Below are 26,438 nucleotides of genomic sequence, written 5' to 3'. Positions count from 1 at the left end.
ACCGCCACGCGGCGAAAGGCCCGGACATCGCCGAGGCGGACTCATCGATGGGCGTAGAACACCGACTCGAAGGAATTCGTTTCGTGCAGCTTCAAGGTGATCTTATAGCCGAGGCCGAGGCCATGGATGAACGTGGGGATGCGCCACAGATCGTCCCAGCGGTGATACGCCGCGATGGCCAGGAACGGGCCCTGCTCCAGCAGCAGGCGCCGCGCGCCCTCCAGGGCCTGCATTTCGTTGCCCTCGATATCCAGCTTGAGGAAGTCCACCCGCTCATGGGCCAGCAGGTCGTCCAGGCGGATCACCTGGATCAGCGTGTCGCCCTGGGGGTCCAGGCTGCTGCCCTCGCCGGCGCCGGCATTGAAGCGCAGGCAGGCGGTGCTGTCGGACAGCCCCACCGGCAGGCTGACGGCGGGAAGCCCCTGCTCGCCCATCCGCGCGACCAGCCGCGGGTAGTTGCCGGGATCGGGCTCGAAGGCGTAGATCCGCTCCAACGCCAGGACCTCCGCGGCCATCTGCACGCTATCGCCGTCGTAGGCGCCGCCGTCGAGGTAGACGCAGGGCTGGGCCACCGCATGGCGCAGCGACGGCGGGAAATACTGCGGCTCGGCGCTGAGGGCCAAGGGTCGCTCCAGGGCCAGGGCCTGGCGGAAATCCAGGATCGCCGCGAAGGCCTCGCGGCTGGCCTGGTCCGCCAGGCAGGCGCGGGCCGCCTCGATCGATTCGCCCATCGCTGGATAGTCCTCCAGCGGCGCCAGCCAGTAGCGCCAGCCCATGGCCGCCGCGACCCAGGAAAAATACTCCTGGGGCACGTGGACCCCGGCGAAGCCGGCGTCCAGGCAGCGCCGGCGCAGGGCGGTCAGCTCGGACTCGGCGTTGCGGTTGTAGACGCCGATCAGGATCGGACCCTGGGTCACCGGGGCGGGAACGCCGCCGAGGCCGTAGACCGGCAGGCCGTCGCTCTGCGCGTCGGCGGGATGACCGCTGACGACGAAGCAGCGGACCCGGATGCCCTGCCCCTCGCAGGCCCGGCGCAAGGCCCTGGCGAAGACGCCGGCGCCGAAGATCGCCACGCCGTCGCGCCTGGCGTGGGCCAGGCTGACCTGGAGGATTGCGCGGAGTTCGGCGGGGTCGCGGCGTTCGGCCATGGCGGTTCTCTCTCAGTGGGTCGCGGGGCGGCGCGAACGCAGGGCGGCGGCTTCGGCGCGTACGTCGGCCAGCGTTCGCGGGTCGAGGAACGGGAACATGTCGTCCAGTTCCGGCGTCTGGAACTTGCCGTCCTCGCCGATGCGCGACTTGATCCGCGGTTCGAAGGATTGCGCCGGGTCCACCTCGATCTGCACCAGGCGCGGCCCGTCGGCCTCCAGGGCCTCGTCGAGGCGGGACAACTGCTCGGCGCAGGTCACGCGCGCCGCCGGCAAGCCATAGGCCTCGGCCAGCCGCGCGTAGTCCGGGCAATCCACGCCGGAAGCGGGGTCGGCGCCCACCACCCGGCCGAAGAAATTCTCGTGGGTCTGCTTGATCGACAGGTAGCCTTCGTTGGCCAGCACCAGCACCAGCACGTTCAGGCCGCGGGTGCGCAGGGTTTGCAACTCCTGCACGTTCATCTGCAGGCTGCCGTCGCCGGCGAAGCACACCACCCGGCGGCCCGGCGCCGCCACCGCCGCGCCGAGCGCGGCCGGCAGGTCGTAGCCCATGGAGGCCGAACCGGAGTTGCTGAACAGCCGCTGGCCCGGCCGCAGGTGGCCGACCTGGAACGGCAGGATGCAGGCGGAGGCGTTGCCGCAAACCACGATGTCGTCGTCCCGCAAGGCCTGAAAAACCCGATGCACCACCGCGTAGGGGTTCAGCCGCGGGCTGAAGCCCTGATGGGCCTGCAGCACCGGGAAACGCTGCTGGAGCGCGCGGGTCCAGGCGTTCCAGGGCGAGAAATCGGGAAGGTCGACACCCTCCAGGGTGCGTTCCAGGGCGACGAGGAAATCCCCCACGTCGGCCTGTACCGGAATCGCCGCGCGAACCAGCGGCTTGTCCAGCTCCCGGGGGTCGATGTCCACCTGGACCAGGGTCGCGCGGCTGGCGAACGAGGGCCAGTTGTAGCTGACTTGGCGGATGTTCAGCCGCGAGCCCAGGACGATGACCAGGTCGGCATTCTGCAGGGCGAAGTTGCCGGCGCGGGTGCCGATGGTTCCGGGTCGCCCGGCGAACAGCGGATGATCGCTGGCGATCAGGTCGTGGGTCCAGGCGGTGGCCAGGGGGATGCCGTGACGCTCGGCGAACGCCAGCAGCGCGTGCTCGGCGCCGCTCAGGCGGACCCCGGTGCCGGCCAGCAGCAGGGGGCGGTCGGCGCTGCGCAGGTGTTCCAGTACCGCGCGACAGGCGGCCTCCAGCTCGTCGCTGCGATCCTGCGCCCGGTCTTCGGGACGCGTGGCGAACGCCACCTCGGCCTGCGCGGATTGCACGTCCAGCGGAATGTCCAGCCAGACCGGGCCCGGCCGGCCTTCGCGGGCCAGGGCGAGCAGCCGCGGCAAGGCCTCGCCGAGCTGCTCGGCGCCGCCGATGGCTTCCGCCGCCTTGCACACCGGGCGGGCCATGGCGACGATCGGCGCCTCCTGGTCGCCCAACTGGCGCAAACCGGGGACCGGGGTGTGGTCGAGGCTGGTTTCGCGCTTCACCTGGCCGGAGATTACCAGCATCGGGATGGAATCGGTGAAGGCCCCGAACACGCCATTGAGCGCGTTGATCCCGCCCGGGCCGGTGGTGACGTTGACCAGTGCCGGCTTGCCGCTGATCCGCGCATAGCCCTCGGCGGCCATGGCGCAAGCCTGCTCGTGGTGCATGAAGGTGCAGCTGAGTCCGGGATGGCTGGCGAGGGCCTGGTTGAGAAACATCGCACCGCCGCCGGTGACCGCGAAGACCTGTTCGATCCCTTGCGCCACCAGCCAGTCGGCAATTTGTTCGGCTATCGTTTTCATGCGGTACCTGGATCGATTCGTCAATGAAAGTCGAGGAAAAAGCTTCAGATCACCCGGTGGATGGAACGGGTTCGGCCCTCGCCGAAGGCGCGGCATTCGGCCTCGATCTGCCGGTGTTCCACCGCCGCGCAGATCAACAGCGGCGCATCGGCATGGGCGGCGAGGCCCGCGGCCGGCGTGAGGATCGGTCGACCGGCGAGCTGCCGCCCCTGCTTGTTCGGATCGTTATCGAGAAACGCCGCCAGCGCCAGCCCCTCGAAGGCGCCCAGGCCGAGCAGGCGCTGGGCCATGGAACCCGCGCCCCAGACCAGCACCTCGCGGCCTTCCGGCAGGGGCGGCTCGATACGCACCGCCGCCTGGCGCTCGCAGGCTTCCAGGTAAGCGCGCATGTGGCTCACCACCTCAGGCGCGGCGGGCGGCACCCCACTGCCCTGCCCGGCGATCAGCGCCAGTGCCGGATAACCGGAGCGGTCGTCCAGGGGTAGAACGAAACGCTCCAGGGCCAGGGCGGCGAACCCCAGCTCGCGGGCCAGCACCTGCAGGGACGCAGGGCCGAAATGATTGATGTGCTCGCTGTCGACGTAATAGAACGGGGTGCGCGGATGCTCGCCATAGCGACCGGCGTCCGGCACCTCGATGTACAGGCGCCCGCTCGCCGTCAGTTGCTCACGCAGCGGTTGCAGCAGGCTCAGGTCGCGCAGGTGCTCGGCCACGTGGCTGAGGACGATCAGCTCGAAACGCTGGCCGGTGAACAGCTGCGCCACGCGGTCCAGGGTCCCGGCATGGATCTTCAAGCCCTGCCGGGCGCCGAGGGCGGCGCATCCCGGATCGGGGTCGAGCCCCCGGCCGCCATCGAAACCGCGGCGCGCCACGGCCGCCAGCAGGCCGCCGCGGCCACAGCCGAGGTCCAGCCAGGGCGAATCGGCCCGAGGCAACAAGCGCGCGACGCGCTCCGCGGCGTCGGCCAGGCGCCGGTTGTCGCTGGCGGCTTCGCCGGAACCGCTGGCGTTGGCCGCCGCGTACTTGGCGCAGTGGGCATAATAGCGGTCGTAGTCCCCTTGGGTCGCGGCGGTGTCGGCGTAGACGAAATCGCAGACGTCGCAGGCGACCAGGTCGTACTCGCCGGGCAACGGCGAGCCGCTGGGTTGCACCAGGCGCATGGCCCGCAACCCCGTCACCTGTCGCGCGGCGCACAGCGGGCAGGCGCGATGCCGCGCCTCACGCAAGGCGGGGGCGTTCATGCAGGCTTCCTCAGGAATGCCCTGAGCCGCTCGGCGACGTAGTCCAGGTGGCTATCCTCCAGCCCCGGCCAGACGCCGAGCCAGAAGGTGTCGTGGAGGATGCGGTCGGTGCGGGTCAATTCGCCGGCGACCCGGTAGGTGCGCCCCTGCATGTAGGGCTGGCGGATTAGGTTGCCGGCGAACAGCAGGCGAGTGCCCACCTTGTGCGCGTCCAGATGCTTGAGCAGCTCCACCCGCTCGACGCCGCAGCCGGGTTGCAGGGTCAGCGGGAAACCGAACCAGGATGGCTCGCTGCCGGGCGTCGCCGAAGGCAGCAAGAGCTGCCCCTGGAGGTCCGCCAGACGCTCGTGGAGGCCGGCGAAGTTGCGCTTGCGCCGCTCGACGAAGCCGTCCAGGCGGTCGAGCTGGGCCAGCCCGCAGGCGGCCTGCATGTCGGTGATCTTCAGGTTGTAGCCGAGGTGCGAGTAGGTGTACTTGTGGTCGTAGCCGGCGGGCAGTTGCCCCAATTGCCAGCCGAAGCGTTTGCCGCAGGTGTTGTCCACGCCCGGCGCGCAGTAGCAGTCGCGGCCCCAGTCGCGGAAGGATTCGAGGATGCGCTTGAGCTTGGGGCTGTCGGTGAACACCGCACCGCCCTCGCCCATGGTCACGTGGTGCGCGGGGTAGAAGCTCAGGGTGCCGATGTCGCCGAAGGTCCCGACCAGGCGACCGTCGTAGCGCGAACCCAGGGCGTCGCAGCAATCCTCGATCAGCCACAGGTCGTATTTCTCGCACAAGGCCTGGATGACCTTCAGGTTGAAGGGGTTGCCTAGGGTATGGGCGAGCATGATCGCCTTGGTCCGCGGCGAGATCGCCGCCTCCACCAGGTCGGGGTCGATGTTGTAGGTGCCCAGTTGCACGTCGACGAACACCGGCACCGCGCCGAATTGCAGGATCGGGTTGACGGTGGTGGGAAACCCCGCGGCCACGCCGATGACCTCGTCGCCCGGCTTGATCGCTTCGTCGCCCAGGCGCTCGGAGGTGAGCGCGGAGAACGCCAGCAGGTTGGCCGAGGAACCGGAGTTGGTGGTGAGCACGCTGCGCACGCCGAGGTAGCGCGCCAGGCGGCGCTCGAAGGCGTCGTTGAAGCGACCGGTGGTCAGCCAGCCGTCCAGCGCCGCCTCGGTCATGGCCTGCAATTCGCCGGCGCCGAGCACCTTGCCCGAGGGCGGGATGCTCGACGTACCGGGCTCGAATGGCCGTTCGGCATACTGCAAGGCGGCGTATTCGGCCACCAGTTCGCCGATCTGCTGGCGCAGTGCCTGGGCTTTCGCGTCGCTCATCGAACCTCACCTTGGTAAACGTCTATCTGTCGCCGGCTGAACGCCTGCATGTCTTCGCCGGCGGCCCAGGCGCGCTGCCAGTCGCAGGTCAGCCGCAGCGCCTGCTCCAGGGTCCAGTGCGGCTGCCAGCCGAGGCGCTGGCGGGCCAGGCTGGAATCGAGGGTCAGCAGAGTCGCTTCGTGCACGCCCGGCGCCGCATCCACCCGCCAGCGCGGCGAACCCTGCCAGAGCGCGGCGAGCTTTTCCACCAGCGTGGCGACGCTGCTCACGCCCTGGGCGTCGGGGCCGAAGTTCCAGCCCTGGGCGAAGGCCGCGGGCGTCTCGCCACACAGCGCCTGGGCCAGTTGCAGGTAGCCGGCCAGCGGATCGAGCACGTGCTGCCAGGGCCGGGTGGCCTGCGGATGGCGCAGGACCACCTCGTCGCCGGCGCTCCAGGCGCGCAGGACGTCCGGCACCAGCCGGTCGGCCGACCAATCGCCGCCGCCCAGCACGTTGCCGGCACGCGCGGTGGCCAGAGCCACGCCGCGCTCGGCGAGGAAGGACGCACGGTAGGCGGCGCACACCAGCTCGGTGCAGGCCTTGCTGCTGCTATAGGGGTCGTGGCCGCCGAGGCTGTCGCTCTCGCGATAGGGCCAGAGCCATTCGCGGTTCTCGTAGCACTTGTCGGTGGTCACCACCACCACGGCACGCACGCTCGGGCAGGCGCGCACCGCCTCCAGCAGATGCGCGGTGCCCATTACGTTGGTGGAATAGGTGGCCAGCGGATCGCGGTAGGACGCGCGCACCAAGGGCTGCGCGGCCAGGTGGAAGACCACCTCGGGCTGCGCCGCGCAGAGGCTGTCACGCAGGCGCTGGGCGTCACGGATGTCGCCGATTTCGCTGCCCAGCACCTGGTCCAGGCGAGCGGCCCGCCACAGCGCCGGCTCGGTCGAAGCCTCGAGCGCGTAGCCCTGGGTGCGGGCGCCGAGAGCGTCCAGCCAGAGGGCCAGCCAACCGCCCTTGAAACCGGTATGGCCAGTGAGGAAGACCCGTCGGCCGCGCCAGAACTCCGGTTCTAGCGCCATAGTTGCCAATCCGCTCGGCCGCTTTGCCAGCGCTCTTCCAGCAGGACCTTGTCGCGCAGGGTGTCCATGGGTTGCCAGAAGCCGCGATGGGTGTAGCTCATGAGCTGGCCGGCGTCGGCCAGTTCGAGCATCGGTTCCTGTTCCCAGGTGGAGGCGTCGCCCTCGATGTAATCGAAGATCGCAGGTTCCAGCACGAAGAAACCGCCGTTGATCCAGCCGCCGTCGCCCTGGGGTTTTTCCTGGAAGCCGGCGACCCGCTCGCCCTCGATGGACAGGGCGCCGTAACGGCCCGGCGGCTGCACCGCGGTGACCGTGGCCAGCTTGCCGTGCTGCTCGTGGAAACGCAGCAGCGCGGGGATGTCGATGTCCGCCAGGCCGTCGCCGTAGGTGAAGCAGAAGCGTTCGCCGGACACGTGTTCGCGGATGCGCTTGAGGCGTCCGCCGGTGGCGGTATGTTCGCCGGTGTCGATCAGCGTGACGCGCCAGGGCTCGGCGTGACGGCCGTGGATGTGCATCTGGTTTTCCGCCATGTCGAAGGTGACGTCCGACATGTGCAGGAAGTAGTTGGCGAAATACTCCTTGATGATGTAGCCCTTGTAGCCCAGGCAGATCACGAAGTCGTTGATGCCGTAGTGGGAGTATATCTTCATGATGTGCCAGATGATCGGGCGACCGCCGATGTCGATCATGGGCTTCGGCTTGAGGTGCGACTCTTCGCTGATACGCGTGCCCAATCCACCCGCCAGAATGACTGCCTTCATCGTTTTTCCTCGATGCGTCGTTGCCCGGTCGCCGTCAACATTCTGGCAACCCATGTGTCATTGAAGACGCTAAGCAAAATATCCGCCAAGCCCATCGAGGAAAAGTCGGAACGCGGGGATGGCATCGCGGGCGGATCGGAGCACCGGAGGGGCCGACGGCGCCGCGAAGAGCGCCGTCAGATGTAATTGAACAGGCTGAGGCCGCTGATCTTGGCGAAGCTCTGCTGTGCGGCCTGCAACACGGTGGACTGCATGGCGAGGTTGGAGATCGCCGCGGCGTAGTCGAGGTCTTCCAGGTCGGATTGCACCGACTTGTTGACCAGGCTGATGTCGGTGATGAAGTTCGAAGTGGTTTCCAGGGTATTCAGGCGCGCGCCCACGGAACCCTGCACGCCCAGCACCTTGGTGTTCACCGAGTCCAGGTTGGAGATGGCCACCGCGACCTGGTCGCGGATCTTCAGGGTGCCTTCGTTACTGCCGTCGGAGCTTTGCAGCGCCTTACGCAGATCGGACACCACGTTCAGCAGGCTGCGCTTCTCCTCGTCCGGTTTGCGGGTGACGGCATAGTCGTCGCCTTTCTGCGGCACCCCGTCGATCTGCACCTTGACCCCCCCGTAATTGATGAAGTCGGAGGTCTCGGTGTTGCCGTCCAGCTGCCCGGTCGCCAGTTGCCCGGCGGGCGGCGTGGCCGGGTCGTAGCTGTTCCAGTCGTAACCGGCGGGCAAGGTGGCGGGGTTGTAGACGACGTATTTCTGGGTGTCGAGGAAATGGATGCCGATCCCATCGGTGGCCACCGGCGGCGCGCTGGCGGGAAAGGTGGTGTCGTAAGCTTTCTTGTCGGTCACCAGGCCGAGGGAAATGCGCCCGGTGCTGACGGTGCCGTCGGCGCCGGTCCCGGTGACGGTCTTGCCGGTGGTGACGCGGTTGGCGTTGAACACGTTCTCGAACAGATTCTTGCCGTTGTCGCCCACGGCCAGGAAGGTGCTGCTCGCCACCTGCACTTGCCGCTCGCCCTCGTCGCCGTTGTAGCTGTAGGTGCCGTCGGGATTGCGGATGAAGGGCTGGGTGTCGCCGCCGGAACCGGAGAACAGGTACTTGCCGTTGGAGTCCTTGCTGTTCAGCAGGCTCATCAGCTCGTCTTCGCGCTGCGCCAGCTCGGTGCCGAGGGAATTGCGGTCGGTGGGGTCGAGCCCGCCGCCGCCGGCCTGGATGGCGATCTCGCGGATACGCTGCATCACGCTGCCCACCGAGGTGAGGATGGCCTCCTCGGAGTTCAGGCTGTTGGTGGCTGCGGTGATGCTGGAGGTGTACTGGCTGTTGAGAGATTCTTCCTGACTCAACTGGAGCAGGCGGACCGAGGCGACCGGATCGTCGGCCGGGGTGAGGATGCGCTTGCCGGTGCTGATCTGTTCCTGGGTGCGGGAGACGCTCGCGTAATTCTTCTGCAGGCCGTTCACCGAGTTGTTGAAAGCCTGAATAGTGGAAATGCGCATGATGGCGTCACTCAGTTGAAGGCGTTAATCAGTGTATCGAACAAAGACTGCGCAACTTTAATCACCTGGGCCGAAGCATTGTAGTACTGCTGGTACTGGATCAGGTTGGCCGCCTCTTCGTCGAGGTTGACGCCCGCCAGGGAATCGCGGTTGTCCTGGGACTGCTTGAGCACCGCCTCGCTCGACGCGCTGTTGACCCGGACCTGGGCGGTCAGCGAACCGACGCGCTCCACCAGGCTGCTGTAGGCACCGTTGTAGGTGGTCTGGGTGTTGCCCACGGAGACCGTCGGCTTGGTCTGCAGGGCCACCAGATTCAAGGCGTTGCGGTTATCGGAGATACCACTGGCGTTGAATGCCAGGGAGAAGCTGTCGCCGCTCTGCGGGATGCCGCCCAGGGTGAATTCGTAGGTGTAGTTATTGCTGGTCACCGGGTCGGTGTAGTTCAGCCGCAGGGTATTGGTCTGCCCCGGAGTGATCGCGGTGGTCGACGGCGACACGTAGCTCAGGGTAGCGCCCGCCGGCAGGCCGGCGGTGTTCAGGGTGCTGGTGGCGGCGTCGTAGCTGAGCGAGACCCCAGAGCCGGTGCCGAACAGGCGTTGCAGGTCGGCCGTGTTGATCGGTGAGGGACCGTTGACCAGCGAGGGAGCGCTGATGGCGCCGGTCCCACGGTTGTTGGTGGTCGCCTGGGCGTTCACCGAACCGGAGAACGCCAGTTGGTCGGGCTGGGTGAGCACGCTGTCGATGTTGGTGGCCCCGCGCCGGGTGGGCTGCAGGGTGAATCGGTCGTTGGCCGCCGGCAGGCTGTTCAGGGACACCTGGAAGCCTTGGTCGACGCCGGCGGAATCCTTGAAGCTGAGGGTGTAGGGCGAGGTGCCGGAAACGGTGACGGCCATCGCCTCGTTGTCGCTCAGGCGGCGGGCGGTGAAGTTGGTGCCGTCGTAGTCCAGCCGATAGTCGCTGCTGGTGAGCTTGGTGGTGTCGGTGATGTTCAGCACGCCGGTGGCGTTACCGGTGTTGGTCGACTGCGCGATGATCCGCAGCGAGGCCGCCTGGGTGTTGTTGATGTCGGCGAATAGGTTGGTGCCGGCCCGCCCGGACAGATCGAGCCCCTGCCCCAACTGCTTGTTGATGTTGTCGGCGATGGTCAGGGCTACTTGGCCGAGGCTGTTGTAGGACTTGTCCAGCACGGTGTCGCGATAGGCCAGCAGGCCGCCGACTTCGCCGCCGTTGATCTGGCTGGTGATGGTCTGCGGCACGCCGTTGGTGACCATCTGGATCTGGAAGCGCGAGGGGTCGTCGCTGCCGGCGACCGCCTGCAACTGCGACGGCGTGTTGCCCACCACCAGCGGCTGGCCGGTGCCGATGAACAGGTTGATGCTGCCGTCGTTCTGCGCGACCGACTGCACGCCGATCATCTCCGACATCTGGCGCACCACCTCGTCGCGGGCGTCGAGCAGGTCGTTGGGTTCGGAACCGGTGGCGCGGGCACTGACGATGGCCTGGTTGTAATTCGCCACGCTGTTGGCCATGGAATTGATCTGAGTGGTCAGCGCGCCCAACTGCTGATTGATCATGGTGTTCTGTTTGTCGAGCTGGTCGTAGACCGTGTTGAACGACGACGCCAGGCTCTGGGACTGGGTCAACACCGCTTCGCGGGCAGCGATGGAGGACGGGTCCTGGGACGCGGTCTGCAACGAGGTGAAGAAGCTCTGCAAGGCGGGGCTGATCCCGGTGGTACCGCTGGAAAGCAACGAGTCGAGCTGCTCGATCTGCCCCTGGAAGGCTTGCAGCTCGCTGTTCTGGCTGGTGGCGCCACGCAACTGCCCGGAAAGGAACTCGCTGGCCAGGCGCCGCACGTCGACCACATGGCTGCCGGTGCCGACGTAACCCGCGCCGGTGAATTGCGGCAGGTTGCTCTGCTGCACCGACTGCTGGCGGGAATAGCCCGGCGTGTTGACGTTGGAAATGTTGTGACCGGTCGTCGCCAACGCCACCTGAGTCGATTTCAGGCCGGAAAGTCCGATGGAAAGTAGGTCAGCCATGATTCAGCCTCACGAGCGCGTTACCGAACCGGCGGCGGCGACGGTCTGGTAGGTTTGCATTTGCTTCGCGATCTGCCCGATCTTGCGCGCGTATTGCGGGTCTGTCGCGTAGCCTGCGCTTTGCAACTCACGTACGAAGCGTTCTGGTTTATCGGCCACGTTCAACGCATCTTGATAGCGCGAGTTGCCCTGTAGAAAACTGACATAGTCTTGGAAGCTTTGTTCGTAGGAACCGTAGCTGCGGAATTCCGCCGCTTCCTTCACCGCCTTGTCGCCCTTGTACTCGGTGGTCAGCACCCGCGCCGACTCGCCGGTCCAGCCGCCGTGGGCCTTGATGCCGAACAGGTTGTGGCTGCTGCTGCCGTCCTGCTGGCGGATGATCGATTTGCCCCAGCCGGTTTCCAGGGCCGCCTGGGCCACCAGGTAGCGCGCGTCGACACCGATGCGCTTGGCCGCGGACTCGGCCAGCGGCAGCATGGTGGAGACGAACTCGTCGGCCGAGGCGAAGGCCGACTTGGCCGGCGCCAGCGGCGGCTGGGCGATGCGCCGGCCGCTGATGGCGCCGGCCTCGTCGATCGCCAGGCCCTTGCGGGCGGGGGCGGCATAGCTCTGCGCCGGCGCCCAGTCGGCTTTCGCCAGGCTCTGCCCGTCTTCGGCGGAGGCGCTGGGCACGATCCCGGCGAGCAGGCGATCGGTCAGCCGGCCTGGCAGGGCCAGCCGACGCTTGTTGAGCTGGGCCGAGTCGTCCCTGCCCTGCTCCGGGACCGGCAGGCTCTTGGCGCTCGCCGAGGGCCACTTGGCGCCCTGGGTGGCCGCCACCTGGGCAAAGGGGCTGCTCTTCGCGCTGGCGCCCTTGTGCGGCGCCAACTGCCGCACCAGGACGTCCGCCAGGCCGACGCCGCCGCCCTGCTTGGACAGGCTGACGGACAGTTGCTGGTCGTACATGTCCTGGTATTGCTTGGTGGTCTGGCTGTTCATGAAATTGCCGTCGCCGAGCGCCTCGTTGGCCGAGCGCATCGACTTGAGCATTTCGTTGAGGAACAACGATTCGAATTCCTGGGCGACCTTGCGAATGTTGCCTTCGCTGTCGCGCTCCTTGCCCACCTTCAACTGATTGAGGCGGTTGAGGTCGGTGTAGGCTCCGCTGTCCAGCGGCGAACCGCTGGCAAGACCTGCGCTGAGTCGATTCATGGCACTGTCCTCAAATCACGATCAGGTCGGCCTGGAGGGCGCCGGCCTGCTTGAGCGCTTCCAGGATGGCCATGAGGTCGGAGGGCGCGGCGCCCACCTGGTTGACCGCCCGGACGATCTCGTCGAGGGTGGTGCCCGGACCGAACTTGAACATCGGCTTGGCTTCCTGGTCGGCTTTCACCCGCGAACGCGGCACCACCGCGGTCTGGCCGCCGGACAGGGCATCCGGCTGACTCACCACCGGGTCCTCGGTGATGGTCACGGTGAGGCTGCCGTGGGTCACCGCGGCCGGCTGCACCCTGACGTTCTGGCCGATGACGATGGTCCCGGTGCGCGAGTTGATGATGACCTTGGCCACGGCCTGGCCGGCTTCCACTTCGAGGTTTTCCAGCACCGACATGTAGTCCACCCGCTGGCTCGGGTCGAGCGGCGCGCTGACCTGGATGGACCCGCCGTCCAGAGCATGCGCGACGCCGGGGCCGAGCAGTTCGTTGAGCTTGTCGACGATGTTCTTCGCCGTGGTGAAGTCCGGGCGGTTGAGGTTGAGGGTCAGGGTGTTGCCCTGGTCGAAGCCGCTCGGCACCGGCCGCTCGACGGTGGCGCCCGCGGGAATCCGCCCGGCCGAGGGCACGTTGACGGTGATCTTCGAGCCATCCGCGCCGGAGGCGTCGAAGCCGCCCACCACCAGGTTGCCCTGGGCGATGGCGTAGACGTTGCCGTCGATGCCCTTCAACGGGGTCATCAGCAGGCTGCCGCCGCGCAGACTCTTGGAGTTGCCGATGGAGGAGATGGTGATGTCGATGGTTTGCCCGGGCTTGGCGAACGGCGGCAGCTCGGCATGCACGGATACCGCCGCGACGTTCTTCAGTTGCACGTTGCCGCTGCCCGCCGGCACCTTGATGCCGAACTGGGCGAGCATGTTGTTGAAGGTCTGCAGGGTGAAGGGCGTCTGGGTGGTCTGGTCGCCGGTGCCGTTGAGCCCCACCACCAGGCCGTAGCCGATCAGCTGGTTGCTCCGCACGCCCTGGATGCTGGCGAGGTCCTTGAGCCGCTCGGCCTGGACCACGCCGGCAAACAGCAGCAGCGACAGCAGGATACTCAGACGCTTCATGGATCGGGCTCCTGCCTTAGAACGGGAAAAGGGGACTGAGGAAGAAGCGATCGAACCAGCCCGGCTGATTGGCATCGGCGAACGAGCCGGTACCCGAGTAAGTGATACGCGCATCGGCGATCCGCGTCGAGGACACGGTGTTGTCGGTGCCGATGTCGTCCGCCCGCACCAGCCCGGCGATGCGCACCAGCTCATCGCCGGTGTTCAGGGTCATCCATTTCTCGCCGCGCACCGAGAGCACGCCATTGGGCAGGACCTCGGCCACCGTGACGGTCACCGAGCCCGACAGGCTGTTGCCCTGGGCGGCCTGGCTCTTGCCCACCGAATCGCGGGTGCCGCCGTAGCCGGCCTCGAGGGTCAGGTCGCCGCTGCCCAGCGGGTTGTTGGTCGACACGCCGCCGCCGAACAGCGAGGTCAGGCCCATGCTGGTCTTGCTGGTCTTGCCGATGTTCGAGTTGGCGTTCTTGCTGGCCTGGGTCTTCTCGTTGAGGGTGATGGTGATGATGTCGCCCACGCGATAGGCCTTGCGGTCGTCGTAGAGGTTGCGCTCGAAGCCGGCCTGGTAGATGGAACCGTTGCTCGCGGCGGCGGGTACCGGCGTACGCGGCAGGACCGGCGCATAGTAGGGGTCGTTGGGTTTCGGCGGAGGGCTGACGCACCCGGCCAGAACGGTCACGGCGAGCAAGGGATAGAGAACGAGCAGCCGATTCATCGCAAGGTACCTCACAGCGTAAAGACCAGCGTCCACGAGCCGGGCCCTCAGGGGCGCCGGATCAGAGGTTCTGGGTAACGAAAGACAGCATCTGGTCGGCGGTGGAGATGACCTTGGAGTTCATCTCGTAGGCGCGCTGGGTGGTGATCATGTTCACCAACTCCTCGACCACGCTGACGTTGGAGTTCTCCAGGGTGCGCTGTTCCACGGTGCCGAGGCCGTTGAGGCCGGGGGTGCCGACCTGCGGCGCACCGCTGGCGCCGGTTTCGAGGAACAGGTTCTTGCCCATCGCCTGCAAACCGGCGGGGTTGATGAAGTCGGCCGTCTGCAGGTTGCCGATGATCTGCGGCTGCACGTTGCCCTGGGTGGTGATGGACACGGTGCCGTCTTCGCCCACGGTGAAGGTCAGGGTATCCGCGGGCACCACGATGGCCGGTTCCAGGGCCATGCCGTTGGCCGTGACGATCTGGCCGTCGGAATTCAGGTGGAAGCTGCCGTCGCGGGTATAGGCGACGGTGCCGTCCGGTTGCAGGACCTGGAAGAAGCCGCGTCCGTTGACCGCCATGTCCAGCGGCTGGTCGGTGGTCTGCAGGCTGCCTTCGCTGAAGTTCTTCTGGGTGCCGACGATGCGCACACCGGTACCCAGTTGCAGGCCGGAGGGGAGCTGGCTGTCCTGGGTGGACTGCGCGCCGGGCTGGCGGTGGATCTGGTACAGCAGGTCCTCGAACTCGGCACGGTCGCGCTTGAAACCGGTGGTCGAGACGTTGGCCAGGTTGTTGGAAATGGTGGTCAGGTTCATGTCCTGGGCGGACAGACCGGTTTTACTCACCCAGAGTGCAGGAAGCATGGTGGTTCTCCTGGGGCGCCGGCTTTATGGCGCCGCCCGACTGTTGATTAGCTGATCTGCAAGACCCGCGCCACGGCGGCGGCATCGTCTTCCGCGGTACGCATCATCTTCACTTGCAACTCGAACTGGCGGGACAGCGAAAGGATGGAGGTCATCTCCGCCACCGCGTTGACGTTACTCGCCTCGAGGAAGCCCGAGGTGACCCGGACGTTGGCATCCACCTCGGCCGCGTCGCCCTTCTTGTGGATCAAGCCGTCGGTGCGCTTTTCCATCTGCTTGGGGTCGGGGTTGACCAGCTTGAGCCGATCCACCTCGGCGACCACGTTGGGCGCCTCGCCCAGGGCGCGGATGCTGATGGTGCCGTCCTGGCCGATGTCGATCTTCTCGTCCGGCGGAATCGCGATGGGCCCGGCATTGCCGAGGACCGGCAAGCCGTCGCCGGTGCGCAGCATGCCGAGGGCATCGATCTGCAGGCTACCGGTGCGCACGTAGGCCTCGCTGCCATCCGGCGCCTGCACGGCGATCCAGCCGGCGCCCTCGACGGCGACGTCCAGGTCGCGCCCGGTTTCCTGCAAGGCACCCGGGGTGAAATCGGTGGCCGGCCGCTCGCTCATGGCATACACGCGGGAGGGGAAGGTCTCGCCGAACACCTGCATCGAGCGCGCCTGTTCGTAGTCGCGCCGGAAACCGCTGGTGGAAATGTTCGCCAGGTTGTTGGCATGCGCCCGCTGCGCCAGGGTGTTCTGGCTGGCGCCGGTCATCGCCACATAAAGCATCTTGTCCATGGTCCCTCCGAGACGGATCTCTGTCGTCCGCCACTCGCTACAGAGGGATAAAGCAAGCGATGTGCCAATTACCTGAACAGAAAGCAACCCATTGTTCAATAAGGCTTTTATAAAATCTAAAAGCCCGGAAGGGGCTTTTCGAAGGATCGGGCGGCGAAGGTTTGCCGGCACCGGCAAGCGGCTTGCCGTCCCGGCCGGGACGGCAGCATGGCGGCCATCAACGCAGGTTGATGATGGTCTGGGTGACCGCGTTCTCGGTCTCGATGGTCTTGGCGTTGGCCTGGTAGTTGCGCTGGGCGACGATCAGGTTGACCAGTTCGTTGGACAGGTCGACGTTCGAGCCTTCCAGGGAACCCGCCTGCAACGCGCCCAGGGTGCCGGAACGCGGCGTGCCGAGGACCGCCTCGCCGGACTCGGACGACTGCACCCAGGCGGTCTTGCCGATGGGTGTGAGGCCCTGGGTGTTGGCGAAGCTGGCCAGCACCACTTGCCCCTGGATCTTCGACTGGCCGTTGGTGTAGCGGGCGAAGACGTTGCCGGCGTCGTCCACTTCCAGGCTCGACAGCTGGCCGGTGGTGTAGCCGTCCTGATACTGGCTGTTGACCGCGAAAGTGCTGGAAAACTGCGTGGTGCCGCGCAGATCGAAGGAAATGCCGGCCGGGTTCGCCGCCGCGCCGTTGGCCGACCAGACCGGCGGCGTGGCGCCGTTCGACATGGCCGGCACCCAGTTGGTCAGGCTCAGCGTGCCATCGGCGTTGGCGGTGAAATCGGTGGAGGTCAGCGGCACGTTCAACAGGCCCGCGGAGGTGAAGCTCATGCCCACCGAATACGGCGTGGTGGTGGTCGGGTCGGACGGATTGCGCCCATCGATCAGGACGTTCATCGTCCAGGTGTTGGCCCCGGTCTTGACGAAGTACTGGGTCATCGCGTGTTCGTTGCCCTGGGTGTCGTACAGCTTCACCGAGGTGGAGTTGTTGTAGGTGGCCGGGTCGGTGGGGTCGAACGGCGTGGTGGTCGGCACCTCCATCGAGGAGTTCAGGTTGACCTTTTCCTGCACGGTGCTGGTGGCACGCGGGGCCTGGTTGGAGCTTTCCACCCGCAGGTCGGTGACGATGCCGTTCTGCAACTGGCCGTTGGCGTCGACCGCGTAACCCTGCAGGCGATAGCCGTTGTTGTCGACCACGTAGCCGGTCTTGTCGGTGCCGAAGTACCCGGCGCGGGTATAGGAGATCGCACCGTTGTTGCTGGTGACGAAGAAACCGTTGCCGTTGATGGCCATGTCCAGGGCGTTGTCGGTGGCGTTCACCGAACCCTGGTTGAACAACTGCGCCACGTTGGCCAGCAGCACGCCGCTGCCCTGCTGGTTCTTGCCGGTGCCGAGCACCGAGGCGGAATAGACGTCCTGGAACTCGCCGCGCGACTGCTTGAAGCCGACGGTGCCGACGTTGGCGATGTTGTTGCCGGTGATGTTGAGGTCGCTGGAAGCGGCCTTGATGCCGCTGAGCCCGATATTGAACGACATGAGATGACTCCTGCGCGCCGGAGGGCGGCTGTTACTGACCGATGACCTGGACCTTGGACAGCGCGATGCTGCCGAGGCCGGCGAGATTGAGCGTCATTTCCCCACCGTTCTGCCCGAGCGTGACGCTGTCCACGTTGGCCGGCAGGTTGGTGCTCATCGCGACGTTCTGGCCCTCGATGGTGGCTTGTGCCTCGAAGGTGTAGGTGCCCGTCGGCGTCTGCGTGCCGTTGGAATCCTTGCCGTCCCAGGTGAAGCTCACGGTACCGGCGGGCTGCGTGCCCAGGTTGATCCGATTCACCTGGGCGCCGGTGCTGTCGTAGACGTTCACGTAGACGTTGTTGCTGGCACCGGTCAGGTTGATGGCGCCTTTCAGGGACTCGCCAGTGTCGAGCACCGCCTTGTTGGTGGTGACGATGACCTTGCGCCCCACCAGCGACGAGGCCTGCAGGGCCTGGGACGACTGGGTGTTGGCGAGCAGCGTGGTCATGCTGGTGTTCAGGTTGCCGATGCCCTCGACGGTGCTGAATTGCGCCAGCTGGGCGACGAATTCACTGTTGTCCTGGGGATCGAGCGGGTTCTGGTTGTTCATCTGGGTCACCAGCAGTTGCAGGAACTGATCCTTGCCCAGCGCGCTGGTGCCGGTGCCGGCCTTGCTCGAGCTGTTGTCCTTGAGCTGGTACTGGTCGAGGACGGAGGAAACGCCGCCTACGGTTGAGTCTGCCATTGTCGTTCTCCGGCCTTACTGACCCAGGGTCAGGACTTTCTGCATCATTTGTTTGGCGGTGTTCATCAGTTCCGTGTTGGTCTGGAACGCCCGGCTCGCGGAGATCATGTCGGCCATCTCCTCGACCACGTTGACGTTCGGGTAGTACACGTAACCGTTGGCATCCGCGGCCGGGTGGTTCGGCTCGTAGCGCGGCATCAGCGAGCTCTGGTCCTCGACGATGCCCAGCACCTGCACCCCGGCGCCCGACTGGTCCTGCTCGGCGAACAGCGAGCCGCTGTCGTTGGCGTTCGCGCCCTGGTAGACGGTGGCGAACACCGGGTGACGCGCGCGGTAGGTCTTGTCGACGCTGGACGAAACCGTCTCGGCGTTGGCGATGTTGCTGGAGATGGTGTTCAGACGGGTGGTCTGGGCACTCATGCCGGTACCGGCAATGTTGAATACGCTGGACAGTGACATGGCGGGGCTCCTGGGTTATTCGCCGCGAAGGGCGTTGACCAGCCCTTTGAATTTGCCGTCGAGAAGGGTGAAGGTGGCCTGGAACTGGATGGTGTTCTCGGCATAGCGCGCCTGCTCGATCTGCGGATCGACGGTGTTCTGGTCGATCGACGGCTGGAAGGGGACGCGGTAGAGCAGATCGCCCTCCTCCGAGCCCAGGCCTTCGGCGGCGATGTGCTTGGTATTGGTCACGGCCAGGTTGAAGGTCCCCTGCTCGGCCTTCTCGTTCTGCGCCTGCATCACGGCGGAGAAATCCAGGTCGCGCGCCTTGTAGTTCGGCGTATCGGCGTTGGCGATGTTGTTCGACAGGACCTCGGCGCGCTGGGAGCGGTAGCTGAGGGCTTTTTCGTGGATGCCGAGGGCGTTTGCGAAACTGATGCTCATGGTCAGGAACCTTTGCCGTAGGGCTTGCCTGGTTGCGTACCAGACCCAAAGCAAAGCTCATGCCATTTAAAACAAGCCTTTAAAATCAACCACTTGAGCCAATAGGACGGGGAAAAGCGAGGCCGGGCGGCAAGGCTTTTCCGCCTGGAGGCAACGCCAGCGGCAAGGCTTGGGCGGTCCGGCGAAGCGAACCGAGGCAGCCGGCGGCGTGCCGCCCTGGGAGATCCGCCGGGGCGGCTCGATCAGAGCCCGATGGGTTCGACGTCCTGGCAGAGCTGCTTGGCGAGCAGGCCCAAGGTCATGATGGCGCGCTCCGCCTCGCGGTTCCACGGAATGCCGCAGGTCAGTCGCAGGCAGTGGTTGAACTGCTCGGTGTTGCTGAAGATGAGCCCCGGCGCCACGCTGATACCCTGCTGCAAGGCACGCAGGTGCAGGTCCTTGGTGTTGACCTTGGCCGGCAGGCTGACCCAGAGGATGAAGCCGCCGTTGGGCCGGGTCATCTGGGTGCCTTCGGGGAAATGCTGCTGCACCGCCAACTGGTAGGCGGTGACGTTCTTACGATACTCGTGGCGGATGTAACGCAGGTGACGGTCGTAGCCGCCGTTTTCCAGGTAGGCGGCCACCCCCATCTGGGTGACGCTGCACGCGGAGTGGGTGCTGAAGGTCTGCAGGCGCTGGACCTCCTCCTGATACTTGCCGGCGATGATCCAGCCGATGCGCACGCCCGGCGAGAGGGTCTTGGAGAAGCTCGAGCAATACACCACCCGCCCGTGGCGATCGTTGGACTTCAGCGCCTTCACCGGGCCCTGGTCGAACATCAATTCGCCATAGATATCGTCCTCGACCACCTGGATGTTGTGTTCGGCGGTGAGCTTCAACAACTGCTTCTGCCGCTCGTCGGGAATGCTGCCGCCCAGCGGGTTGCTCAACCGCGCGGTCAGCACCAGCGCCTTGATCGGCCACTGGTGGGCCGCCAGTTGCAGGGCTTCCAGGCTCATCCCGGTGGTGGGGTCGCTGGGAATCTCGATGACCTTCAGGCCCAGCAGGTCCGCCAGTTGCAGCAGCCCGTAATAGGCCGGCGACTCGGTGGCGATCAGGTCGCCGGGACGCGTCACCACCCGCAGGATCATGTTGATCGCATCGACGCAGCCGTGGGTGACCACCACTTCCGAGGGGTCTACCACCACGCCGGCGTCGCGCATGCGGATCGCCACCTGGCGACGCAACGGCTCGAAGCCCGGGCTGAACATGTAGCTGAACGCCCGCGGGCTGTGGAAGCGGGTGACCTTGGCCAGTTGCTGGTGCAGCGCGCGCACCGGCAGGTAATCGACGTGGGGCGACGCGGCGCCGAGGGCGAACACCCCTTCGCGACGGGTGGCGGTGAGAATCTGCTGGATGATGCTGCCGCGGGTGACCATGCCGGGGCGCTCGACCCGGGCGATATCCGGGGTGGAGGCGGTGAGCGCCGGGGTCTGGTGCACGTAGAAGCCGGATTGCGGGCGCGCGCGGATCAGGCCCTGGTCCTCCAGGTTCGCATAGGCCTGGAGCACCGTCGCATGACTGACGTTGAGCTGCGCGCTCATCTTGCGTACCGACGGCACGCGCTCGCCCGGCTGGTAGACGCCGCGCCGGATATCGTCGGCGAGTTGCGAGGCAATGCGTTGGTAAAGCAACAGATTAGTCATGAGGACGGCTCCCGGGCGAACTGGACCGAAACAGCGGCGGGACGGTTCGTCCGGCCTACGGTACAGTTTCGGGATTGTCCGCGATAGCGCGGATAAGCGCCAGCCGCTTCGCGTTGCGCGGCGCCCGGCGGACGCCGCCGGTTCAGCCGGCTTTCAGCAGGCTGCTGGCCAGTACGTCGGACGTACCGCCCATCAGGTCCTCGCTGATTTGCACCAGGTCCTGGGTGCTGACCTTGTCCAGGCGCATCAAGCCGCGCACCAGGTCGTCCAGGGAGTAGCGCTTGTTGCTGCGCTTGCGGATTTCCTTGTCCAGATCCTGCAACAGCAGCACCGCGCGGGCGGTGGTCGGGCCGCTGCTGCGTTCGCCGCGCAGGCTCTTCACGTCCTTGCTCCAGCGCTTCAAGTCGCTGCGGATCTTGTGGTAGCGGTCCTCGCTGAGGCCGCCGGCGCGGCGCATCAGTTCGATGGCGTAGTACTCGGCGACGCCCTCGCTGATCCAGTCGCTGCCGTCGGTGTCGCGGATGCGGCTGAACACGTGGACCAGTTCATGCACCAGGGAACTGGTGCCGTTCTCGCTCACCAACGGCCGTTCCGCGTGGATGAACAGGGAATTCGGCGCGGAAAGCCCGCCTCGCCACATGGGATCGCCCGCGCCGACCACCAGCAGTTTCGCCGGATCGCGGGGAAACACCGCCTGTATATGGGGCCAGACGAAGGTCAGCAGGGTGAGGATGTCCATGCGCCGCAGGCCCTCGCCGACCGGCGCGCTGACGGTGACCTCGGTATTGCCCAGCTGGGTGCGCCGACTGCCGAGCTTGCCGGCGAGGATCCAGCCGGTCGGGCGGTCGAAGACCCGCTCGGGATTGTCGATGCGGAAGCGATGCTTGCCGATGCGCGGCCAGCCGGTTTCCACCGCTTTCCAGCCGTCGGGCAATTCGAATTCCAGGCGCGAGACCAGTTCGACCCGCTCGCCGACCTGGACCCGTGCGCTGGGCACCAGATCGTCGCCACGCAGCAGGGCCCAGTCCGGGGTCATGCGGGCGTCGAAACGCCCGTCGCCACGCGGATGGCTGACCTTCACCCGGTAGCTGAGCCGCGCCTTGCCCGCCGGCGGGCGCCAACTGCCGTGGGCCGGCGCGTCCTGGGTCCAGGTACCGTCGCCCTTGAAGTCGCTGTAGGCACCCTCCTCGCCCAGGTCCAGCTGGAAATCCTCGATCGCCTTACCCTCCTCGAGGGTCACGCTCACCTCGGCCTGGTCGCTCTGCGGCAGGAAGCGCACGTGGTAATCCACATCGATCCGCTTGGCCCAGGCGGGCAGGCTGAGCAGCAGGGCGGTGGCGGACAAGAGCAGGCGCGGACGGATCGAAATCACGGACGGTTCCTTTTGTACGGGGATGGCGCGGTGTGGATATGACCCGAAGGGCCGGCGGGCGATCCACGCGATGACCGAAAAACCGCGCGACCGGAGGGACGGCGCCTCAGCCGGCGCGGAAGATCATGTAATCCTCCCAGTCGTCCTCGGCCACGGCGTTTTCGCTGAGCATGCGGCCGGCCTGGGAAATGCCCGCCTTGTGCACGCCCTGTGAATCGCCGCAGACCAGCGGATGCCAGGGCGGTAGGTCCTTCTGCTCGCTGACCAGGCGATAGCCGCAGGTGGGCGGCAGCCACTGGAATTCGTCAGCCTGGGCCGGCGTCAGCTGGATGCAGTCGGGCACCGAGCGCTGGCGATTCGGATAGTCGCTGCAGCGGCAGGTGTTCAGGTCCAGCAGCTTGCACGCCACCCGGGTGTAGTACACGGCGCCGTCTTCCTCGTCCTCGAGCTTTTGCAGGCAGCACAGACCACAGCCGTCGCACAGCGACTCCCACTCTTCCAGATCGAGTTGGGCGAGGGTCTTGCGCTTCCAGAAGGGTTCGACTTTGGCGGCCATGGGGGTGTCGGCAGGCGATGGGCGCGACAGTCTAGTCGCGCCGCAGCGGTGGGCCAAGCCTGGGCGGACGAGGCGTGCTCAATAACCGCGCTGGAAGTCCAGTTCGCCGCGCAGGGGCTCGCCGCCCTGGAAGCGCGCGAGGTTCTCCAGGAACAGCTGCGCCACCGGCTCGCGCAGGGTCGGTGCCGCGCTGTGCCCGGTGAGCAGCAGGCGCGGCGCGGTCCACAGCGGATCGCCGGCAGGCAGCGGCTCGACCCGGCAGACATCCAGCACCGCCCCGGCAAGCTGCCCCGCTTCCAGGGCCGCGATCAGGTCGGCGTCCACCACCGAGGTGCCGCGTCCGGCGTTGATGAACAGCGCGGTCGGGCACATCCGGGCGAACAGCGCGGCGTCGTAGAGGTCGCGGGTCTGGGGGGTGTCCGGCAACAGGTTGAGCAGGTAGTCCGCCTCCACCGCCAGGCGTGGCAGGTCGGCGATTCCGCCGACCTCGGCGAACCCCGGCAACGGCCGCGGTCGCCGGGCGATGCCGGTGAGGTGGATACCGAAGGGCGCCAGGTAGGTGGCGACGCTCTGGCCGATCTCGCCGACGCCGACGATCAGCATCCGGCGTCCGCCCAGGGACGGCGGCTGGCGGTTGTCCCAGCGCCGTTCCACCTGGCTGGCCAAGCGTGACAGCAGTTGGCGCTCGTGGGCCAGGACGTAGGTCAGGGCGTATTCCGCCATCACCTGGCCGAACACCCCGACCGAGCGACTGACCCGGTAGTCCCGCGGCAAGTCCGCCGCCAGCAAGGGCGCGATCCCGGCCCAGGTGGACTGCGCCCAGCGCGGCCGCGCGCCGCTGCGCAACAGGCTGGCGAGCAGGTCGGGCTGGCCGAACCAGATGGGAAAGTCCGGCGCCATGGCGCTCAGTTCCTCGGGATCCTCGCCGCTGCACAGCCGCAGCCCGGGGAGGGCGTCGCGCAGCAGGCGGCTGTAGTCGGCGTGGTAGCGTTCGGCGATCAGTACGTTCATCAGAGCGGGTCGTTCATGCGCAGCAGTTCTTCGGGAAGGTGCTGGATGTACTCCTCCTCGGCGGGCGGCATCTGCAGATGGAAGCCTTGCCGGTCGAGGTTCTCCAGCACCTTGTGGATATCTTCGCGGGCCAGGGCGCGTTCTTCGCTGAGCACCAGATCGAAGGCGTGCTGCGGCGCGCCGAAGGCGGCCAACAGGCCCTCGGGCACGCGGCGCAGGGCATCGGCCTTCAACACGTAGAGGTACATCTCGCGCTTGAGCGGACTGCGATAGATGGAGCAGATACGTTTCATGGGGTTTCCTTGAGCAAAGCGTCGAGCAGCGCCTGGCCCATGCGTTCGCGCCGCCAGCCGCGCAGCGAGTCCGGCAGGCTGTAGGGGCCGTCGGGGTAACCGGTACGCAGCAAGGCCTCGAGGGTTTTCTTGCGCAGCATGAGTTCCGGGGCGATCTGCAAGCGCTCCGCCTCGGCCTGGCCGATGGCCCGCAGCGCCTTGAGCAGGGTCGCCGCCTCCACCGGCAACGGCTCGGGCAGGGGCGCCGGCCAGGTCTGCGCCTCGCTCGCCGCAGCCTCGCGGATCAACCGAATGATGGTCTCGCCATCCTGGCGCACGGTCTTCGGGTGCATGTCCTCGATGCGCGCCAGGCTCACCGGGTTATCCGGCTGGAAACGCGCCAGCGGCCACAGCGAATGCTCGCGCAGGATACGGTTGCGCGGTTGATCGCGCACGCGCGCCTCGCGTTCGCGCCAGGCGTACAGCGCGCGCAGCACGGCGAGCTGCTGGGGGGTGAGCTTCCAGCCCAGCTTGGCGTCGCGGTACAGAGTCTGCGGATCGACCTCGCGACGCAGGTTGGCCACCAGTTCGGCGCCGTCCTCCAGCAACCAGGCGCGTTTCTCCGCGCTGAGGCGGGCATCCAGTTCCCGGTACACCTCGGCCAGGTGCTGGGCGTCCTCGGCGGCATAGCGGACCTGCATGTCGCTGAGCGGCCGCTGCAACCAGTCCGAGCGCGTCTCGCCCTTGGGCAGCTCGATGCCGAGCACCTCCTGCACCAGACGCGAGTACCCCATGGAGAAACCGATGTTGAGATAGGCGGCCGCCAGCTGGGTGTCGAACAATGGCGTCGGCAGGCTGCCCAGCAGGCGCTGGAAGACTTCGAGGTCTTCGCTGCACGCGTGCAGCACCTTGACCACCGCCGGGTTTTCCAGCACCTCGGCGAGGGGAGTCCACACCTGGATGGCGAGGGGATCGATCAGGTAGACGCGCTGGCCATCGCAGACCTGCAGCAACGCGGCGATGGGATAGAAGGTGTCGACGCGCATGAACTCGGTGTCCAGCGCCACGTAGGGCAGCCTTTTCCATTCGTCGCACTGGCGTGCCAGGCTTTCATCGTCACGAATCCAGTGGATGTCGATAGTCACGGGCGGCTCCTCGAATAATGCCCGGCAGTATATATCGCCCTCGCCGCTCACCGCCCTCCCCAGGCTCGCGGCGGTGTTCGAAGCCTGGCTGAAACAAGCGGAAATCAGCGCGACGCGTTTCGCCTGAACTGCCTGGAGGGATCCCCGTCGTATGCATAGGCATGTCACACGAGGAAAGACCATGCAAATTCAGGTCAACAGCGACAAACACATCGAAGGCGGCATCCGCCTGGAAGCTTGGGTGCGCGCCACCCTGGAAGAACGCCTGGAGCGTTTCGACGATCAACTGACCCGCATCGAGGTCCATCTCAACGACGAAAACGGGCAGAAGTCCGGCCCGCAGGATAAACGCTGCCAGCTGGAAGCACGGCCCAAGGGGCACCAGCCGGTTTCCGTGACCCATAAGGCGGAATCGATCGACCTCGCGGTGGAAGGCGCGGCGGAAAAACTTTCCCATGCCCTCGAGCACCTGTTCGGCAAGCTGCAGGCCAAGCGCCTGACCGGCCACCTCGAAGAGGTCTCCGCCGAACCCCAGGAAGAAGGCGAAAGCCAGGACGCGATGCTGCAAGACGAATTCCTCGAAAGGGAACAGGCTCTGCGCGTCTGATCCCCCATGGCGCGGTTCGCCGCGCCATTCCCCGCCACACGCCCCCTTTTTTCTACCGTCCTCGCACCTGCCGCTGCGCGTGTCGACTTGCGCTCCTGCGCAGCTTCGTCCCCCTGCCCTGGCGGCATCTGGTCACGACCATCGTCCATCCGGCACCATGGGCCATGGCGCCGTACCCGCATACGCCCGTATCCCCAGCCCCAGGAGTCTCCATGTCGCTCGCCCGCTTGCTCGACCCCGCTGCCCTGCAGACCCGCCTTCAACGGCCGGGATGGATCGTCCTCGATTGCCGTTTCGCCCTGGACGATCCGGCCTACGGCGCGCGCGTCTACGCCGAAGGGCACATCCCCGGCGCGCGGTTCGCCGACCTGGAACGGGACCTGTCCGGCCCGGTTCGCCCCGGCGTCAGCGGGCGCCATCCGCTGCCGGACCCGGACGTCCTGTCGCAACGCCTGCGGGACTGGGGGATCGACCCCGACAGCGAGGTGGTGCTCTATGACGACGGTCCCGGCGCCTTCGCCGCCCGCGCCTGGTGGTTGCTGGCCTGGCTGGGCAAACGCGATGGGGTGTACCTGCTCGACGGGGGCCTGAAAGCCTGGCGCGACGCCGGCCTGCCCCTGGAAACGGCGTGTCCTCCCCCGGCGATGGGGACTTTCCAGGGCCAGGCGGACGCCCGCCTGGTGATCGAGGCCGCCGACCTGGGACGGCGCCTGGAAAACCCCGAGCTGACCCTGCTCGATGCCAGAGCACTACCGCGCTTCCGTGGCGAGGTAGAGCCCATCGATCCGGTCGCCGGGCATATCCCCGGCGCGCGCTGTGCCGCCTTCACCGACAACCTGGGAGCCGACGGGCGCTTCCTCCCCACCGAGGCGCTGCGCGAACGCTTCGAGGCCCTGCTGGAGGATCGGCCCGTCGAGGAACTGGTGGCCTATTGCGGTTCGGGCGTCACGGCCTGCCATAACCTGTTCGCGCTCGGCCTCGCCGGTTATCCCCTGGCGCCGCTGTATGCCGGCTCCTGGAGCGAGTGGATCACCGACCCGAGGCGCCCGGTGGCCAAGGGCGACCGATGAGCGCCGACAGCGTCTTTCGCGGTTGAACGCGGCCGGTTAATCGCCAAGCGACAT

25 protein-coding genes are annotated in these 26,438 nt (G+C 66.8%); 2 read left to right on the top strand and 23 right to left on the bottom strand.

Annotation, left to right across the window (positions count from 1 at the left end):
* Positions 1-41: 41 nt before the first annotated feature.
* From OGL92_RS01285 to rnd, 23 genes are all read right to left on the bottom strand, one after another.
* Positions 42-1,148: an FkbM family methyltransferase gene (locus OGL92_RS01285; RefSeq protein WP_263139214.1), complete on the bottom strand. Its 1,107-nt coding sequence runs from the start codon at positions 1,146-1,148 to the stop codon at positions 42-44.
* A gap of 12 nt (positions 1,149-1,160) precedes the next feature.
* Positions 1,161-2,972 carry a thiamine pyrophosphate-binding protein gene (locus OGL92_RS01280; protein ID WP_263139210.1) on the bottom strand — a complete coding sequence of 604 codons (1,812 nt, stop codon included), beginning with the start codon at positions 2,970-2,972 and terminating at the stop codon, positions 1,161-1,163.
* Positions 2,973-3,016: 44 nt separating this feature from the next.
* On the bottom strand, positions 3,017-4,213 hold the full coding sequence (locus OGL92_RS01275; protein ID WP_263139207.1) for a methyltransferase domain-containing protein: 1,197 nt from the start codon (positions 4,211-4,213) through the stop codon (positions 3,017-3,019).
* Positions 4,210-5,532 carry a lipopolysaccharide biosynthesis protein RfbH gene (rfbH, locus tag OGL92_RS01270; protein WP_263139199.1) on the bottom strand — a complete coding sequence of 441 codons (1,323 nt, stop codon included), beginning with the start codon at positions 5,530-5,532 and terminating at the stop codon, positions 4,210-4,212. Before rfbH ends, OGL92_RS01275 begins: the two co-directional genes overlap by 4 nt.
* Positions 5,529-6,596, bottom strand: coding sequence for a CDP-glucose 4,6-dehydratase (gene rfbG / locus OGL92_RS01265; RefSeq protein ID WP_263139192.1), 1,068 nt, complete (start codon positions 6,594-6,596; stop codon positions 5,529-5,531). The genes rfbH and rfbG overlap by 4 nt, the downstream gene beginning before the upstream one ends.
* Positions 6,587-7,357 (bottom strand): glucose-1-phosphate cytidylyltransferase, encoded by a 771-nt coding sequence (rfbF, locus tag OGL92_RS01260; RefSeq protein WP_263139190.1) that lies wholly within the window; start codon positions 7,355-7,357, stop codon positions 6,587-6,589. The genes rfbG and rfbF overlap by 10 nt, the downstream gene beginning before the upstream one ends.
* Positions 7,358-7,533: 176 nt before the next feature.
* Positions 7,534-8,850, bottom strand: coding sequence for a flagellar hook-associated protein FlgL (gene flgL / locus OGL92_RS01255; protein WP_263139188.1), 1,317 nt, complete (start codon positions 8,848-8,850; stop codon positions 7,534-7,536).
* An 11-nt stretch (positions 8,851-8,861) separates the two neighbouring features.
* A complete protein-coding gene (flgK, locus tag OGL92_RS01250; RefSeq protein WP_263139186.1) occupies positions 8,862-10,892 on the bottom strand; it encodes a flagellar hook-associated protein FlgK in 2,031 nt (676 codons plus the stop codon).
* Positions 10,893-10,901: 9 nt separating this feature from the next.
* Positions 10,902-12,083 carry a flagellar assembly peptidoglycan hydrolase FlgJ gene (flgJ, locus tag OGL92_RS01245; protein WP_263139184.1) on the bottom strand — a complete coding sequence of 394 codons (1,182 nt, stop codon included), beginning with the start codon at positions 12,081-12,083 and terminating at the stop codon, positions 10,902-10,904.
* Between the two features lie 10 nt (positions 12,084-12,093).
* Positions 12,094-13,194, bottom strand: coding sequence for a flagellar basal body P-ring protein FlgI (locus OGL92_RS01240; protein ID WP_263139183.1), 1,101 nt, complete (start codon positions 13,192-13,194; stop codon positions 12,094-12,096).
* Between the two features lie 16 nt (positions 13,195-13,210).
* Positions 13,211-13,906 carry a flagellar basal body L-ring protein FlgH gene (flgH, locus tag OGL92_RS01235; protein WP_263139181.1) on the bottom strand — a complete coding sequence of 232 codons (696 nt, stop codon included), beginning with the start codon at positions 13,904-13,906 and terminating at the stop codon, positions 13,211-13,213.
* 61 nt (positions 13,907-13,967) lie between these two features.
* Positions 13,968-14,753 (bottom strand): flagellar basal-body rod protein FlgG, encoded by a 786-nt coding sequence (gene flgG, locus OGL92_RS01230; RefSeq protein WP_263139180.1) that lies wholly within the window; start codon positions 14,751-14,753, stop codon positions 13,968-13,970.
* A gap of 47 nt (positions 14,754-14,800) precedes the next feature.
* Positions 14,801-15,538 (bottom strand): flagellar basal-body rod protein FlgF, encoded by a 738-nt coding sequence (gene flgF / locus OGL92_RS01225; protein WP_263139176.1) that lies wholly within the window; start codon positions 15,536-15,538, stop codon positions 14,801-14,803.
* A gap of 217 nt (positions 15,539-15,755) precedes the next feature.
* Complete coding sequence (gene flgE / locus OGL92_RS01220; protein WP_263139173.1) at positions 15,756-17,060, bottom strand: flagellar hook protein FlgE; 1,305 nt, start codon at positions 17,058-17,060, stop codon at positions 15,756-15,758.
* 31 nt (positions 17,061-17,091) lie between these two features.
* Entirely contained in the window at positions 17,092-17,784 is a 693-nt protein-coding gene (gene flgD / locus OGL92_RS01215; RefSeq protein WP_263139168.1) for a flagellar hook assembly protein FlgD, read from the bottom strand.
* Positions 17,785-17,799: 15 nt separating this feature from the next.
* Positions 17,800-18,243: a flagellar basal body rod protein FlgC gene (gene flgC, locus OGL92_RS01210; RefSeq protein ID WP_263139164.1), complete on the bottom strand. Its 444-nt coding sequence runs from the start codon at positions 18,241-18,243 to the stop codon at positions 17,800-17,802.
* A gap of 15 nt (positions 18,244-18,258) precedes the next feature.
* Positions 18,259-18,666 (bottom strand): flagellar basal body rod protein FlgB, encoded by a 408-nt coding sequence (flgB, locus tag OGL92_RS01205; protein ID WP_263139162.1) that lies wholly within the window; start codon positions 18,664-18,666, stop codon positions 18,259-18,261.
* 242 nt (positions 18,667-18,908) lie between these two features.
* Positions 18,909-20,351 (bottom strand): PLP-dependent aminotransferase family protein, encoded by a 1,443-nt coding sequence (locus OGL92_RS01200; RefSeq protein ID WP_263139159.1) that lies wholly within the window; start codon positions 20,349-20,351, stop codon positions 18,909-18,911.
* A gap of 142 nt (positions 20,352-20,493) precedes the next feature.
* Positions 20,494-21,720 (bottom strand): hypothetical protein, encoded by a 1,227-nt coding sequence (locus OGL92_RS01195; protein WP_263139587.1) that lies wholly within the window; start codon positions 21,718-21,720, stop codon positions 20,494-20,496.
* A gap of 109 nt (positions 21,721-21,829) precedes the next feature.
* The gene (locus OGL92_RS01190) at positions 21,830-22,279 is read right to left on the bottom strand and encodes a YcgN family cysteine cluster protein (protein WP_263139157.1); all 450 of its coding nucleotides are present in this window, start codon (positions 22,277-22,279) and stop codon (positions 21,830-21,832) included.
* 78 nt (positions 22,280-22,357) lie between these two features.
* Complete coding sequence (locus OGL92_RS01185) at positions 22,358-23,290, bottom strand: D-2-hydroxyacid dehydrogenase (protein ID WP_263139155.1); 933 nt, start codon at positions 23,288-23,290, stop codon at positions 22,358-22,360.
* Positions 23,290-23,583, bottom strand: a complete 294-nt coding sequence (locus OGL92_RS01180; protein ID WP_263139152.1) for a YcgL domain-containing protein — start codon at positions 23,581-23,583, stop codon at positions 23,290-23,292. The genes OGL92_RS01185 and OGL92_RS01180 overlap by 1 nt, the downstream gene beginning before the upstream one ends.
* Entirely contained in the window at positions 23,580-24,707 is a 1,128-nt protein-coding gene (rnd, locus tag OGL92_RS01175) for a ribonuclease D (protein ID WP_263139151.1), read from the bottom strand. Before rnd ends, OGL92_RS01180 begins: the two co-directional genes overlap by 4 nt.
* A gap of 181 nt (positions 24,708-24,888) precedes the next feature.
* Between rnd and OGL92_RS01170 the strand changes: the two genes are divergently transcribed.
* Both OGL92_RS01170 and OGL92_RS01165 read left to right on the top strand, forming a co-directional pair.
* Positions 24,889-25,314: an HPF/RaiA family ribosome-associated protein gene (locus tag OGL92_RS01170; RefSeq protein WP_263139148.1), complete on the top strand. Its 426-nt coding sequence runs from the start codon at positions 24,889-24,891 to the stop codon at positions 25,312-25,314.
* Positions 25,315-25,526: 212 nt separating this feature from the next.
* On the top strand, positions 25,527-26,384 hold the full coding sequence (locus OGL92_RS01165) for a sulfurtransferase (protein WP_263139145.1): 858 nt from the start codon (positions 25,527-25,529) through the stop codon (positions 26,382-26,384).
* The last annotated feature ends 54 nt before the right edge of the window (positions 26,385-26,438 follow it).

This window comes from Pseudomonas sp. RIT-PI-AD, assembly GCF_025642785.1.
Taxonomy (GTDB): Bacteria; Pseudomonadota; Gammaproteobacteria; order Pseudomonadales; family Pseudomonadaceae; genus Pseudomonas_T.
Note: the sequence above shows the minus strand (reverse complement) of the source record. Positions and strands in the feature narration are given on the sequence as shown.

Coding starts and splice junctions, on each gene's coding strand:
- OGL92_RS01170 (WP_263139148.1), top strand. CDS start 24,889: ATGCAAATTCAGGTCAACAGCGACAAACACATCGAAGGCGGCATCCGC.
- OGL92_RS01190 (WP_263139157.1), bottom strand. CDS start 22,279: ATGGCCGCCAAAGTCGAACCCTTCTGGAAGCGCAAGACCCTCGCCCAA.
- OGL92_RS01280 (WP_263139210.1), bottom strand. CDS start 2,972: ATGAAAACGATAGCCGAACAAATTGCCGACTGGCTGGTGGCGCAAGGG.
- flgB (WP_263139162.1), bottom strand. CDS start 18,666: ATGAGCATCAGTTTCGCAAACGCCCTCGGCATCCACGAAAAAGCCCTC.
- rfbH (WP_263139199.1), bottom strand. CDS start 5,532: ATGAGCGACGCGAAAGCCCAGGCACTGCGCCAGCAGATCGGCGAACTG.
- flgC (WP_263139164.1), bottom strand. CDS start 18,243: ATGTCACTGTCCAGCGTATTCAACATTGCCGGTACCGGCATGAGTGCC.
- OGL92_RS01240 (WP_263139183.1), bottom strand. CDS start 13,194: ATGAAGCGTCTGAGTATCCTGCTGTCGCTGCTGCTGTTTGCCGGCGTG.
- flgE (WP_263139173.1), bottom strand. CDS start 17,060: ATGTCGTTCAATATCGGGCTCAGCGGCATCAAGGCCGCTTCCAGCGAC.
- flgK (WP_263139186.1), bottom strand. CDS start 10,892: ATGGCTGACCTACTTTCCATCGGACTTTCCGGCCTGAAATCGACTCAG.
- flgL (WP_263139188.1), bottom strand. CDS start 8,850: ATGCGCATTTCCACTATTCAGGCTTTCAACAACTCGGTGAACGGCCTG.
- flgF (WP_263139176.1), bottom strand. CDS start 15,538: ATGGACAAGATGCTTTATGTGGCGATGACCGGCGCCAGCCAGAACACC.
- flgH (WP_263139181.1), bottom strand. CDS start 13,906: ATGAATCGGCTGCTCGTTCTCTATCCCTTGCTCGCCGTGACCGTTCTG.
- OGL92_RS01185 (WP_263139155.1), bottom strand. CDS start 23,290: ATGAACGTACTGATCGCCGAACGCTACCACGCCGACTACAGCCGCCTG.
- flgD (WP_263139168.1), bottom strand. CDS start 17,784: ATGGCAGACTCAACCGTAGGCGGCGTTTCCTCCGTCCTCGACCAGTAC.
- OGL92_RS01165 (WP_263139145.1), top strand. CDS start 25,527: ATGTCGCTCGCCCGCTTGCTCGACCCCGCTGCCCTGCAGACCCGCCTT.
- OGL92_RS01285 (WP_263139214.1), bottom strand. CDS start 1,148: ATGGCCGAACGCCGCGACCCCGCCGAACTCCGCGCAATCCTCCAGGTC.
- rfbG (WP_263139192.1), bottom strand. CDS start 6,596: ATGGCGCTAGAACCGGAGTTCTGGCGCGGCCGACGGGTCTTCCTCACT.
- OGL92_RS01180 (WP_263139152.1), bottom strand. CDS start 23,583: ATGAAACGTATCTGCTCCATCTATCGCAGTCCGCTCAAGCGCGAGATG.
- flgJ (WP_263139184.1), bottom strand. CDS start 12,083: ATGAATCGACTCAGCGCAGGTCTTGCCAGCGGTTCGCCGCTGGACAGC.
- rfbF (WP_263139190.1), bottom strand. CDS start 7,357: ATGAAGGCAGTCATTCTGGCGGGTGGATTGGGCACGCGTATCAGCGAA.
- OGL92_RS01275 (WP_263139207.1), bottom strand. CDS start 4,213: ATGAACGCCCCCGCCTTGCGTGAGGCGCGGCATCGCGCCTGCCCGCTG.
- OGL92_RS01200 (WP_263139159.1), bottom strand. CDS start 20,351: ATGACTAATCTGTTGCTTTACCAACGCATTGCCTCGCAACTCGCCGAC.
- flgG (WP_263139180.1), bottom strand. CDS start 14,753: ATGCTTCCTGCACTCTGGGTGAGTAAAACCGGTCTGTCCGCCCAGGAC.